This is a genomic window from Nocardioides sp. (genome assembly GCF_024509035.1).
GTDB lineage: Bacteria > Actinomycetota > Actinomycetes > Propionibacteriales > Nocardioidaceae > Nocardioides.
Map to the genome: position 1 here is coordinate 568 of NZ_JANINT010000372.1, position 470 is coordinate 1,037.

1 protein-coding gene is annotated in these 470 nt (G+C 71.5%); it reads left to right on the top strand.

Annotation, left to right across the window (positions count from 1 at the left end; translation table 11 throughout):
- Nucleotides 1–221: 221 nt before the first annotated feature.
- Nucleotides 222–470, top strand: a 249-nt coding sequence (locus Q0L15_RS21460; RefSeq protein ID WP_296606800.1) for a VOC family protein, incomplete at its 3' end; no start/stop codon positions are given.

Sequence of the window (470 nt, forward strand, 5' to 3'; positions counted from 1 at the left end):
CGTTGCCGGAGTGCGTGGGAGAAGTTCTATGCCCGAGCGCTTCGGGTGCGCAAGGGCTGGTGCCGACAAACTTCCGGTCCCACAGGAACTCGTCGGTTCCCCACAGGGTCGACCCCGGTCGTCCACAGCCGATCGGACTATTGCCCACAGGTTTTCCACCGGGGCCTGTGGATGAGCAATCGCGTTGCGTGGCCGGCAGCGGCGGATCTAGCGTCGCACGGGTGACCTCCGAGCTCGTCGCTCTCCGCCTCGACGCGCACGATCCCGCCGGCCTCGCCCGGTTCTGGTCGGTGCTGCTCGACTGGGAGGTGGCCGTGGACGGCGCCGGTGCCGCGCTGGTGCCGCCCGGCGGCGCCGGCTATCGGCTCCGGTTCGTCGCGAGCCGGGAGCCGAAGCCCGGCCCGAACCGGATCCACCTCGACCTGACCAGCTCCTCCGACGGGGACCAGCGGCGGACCGTCGCCCGGGCG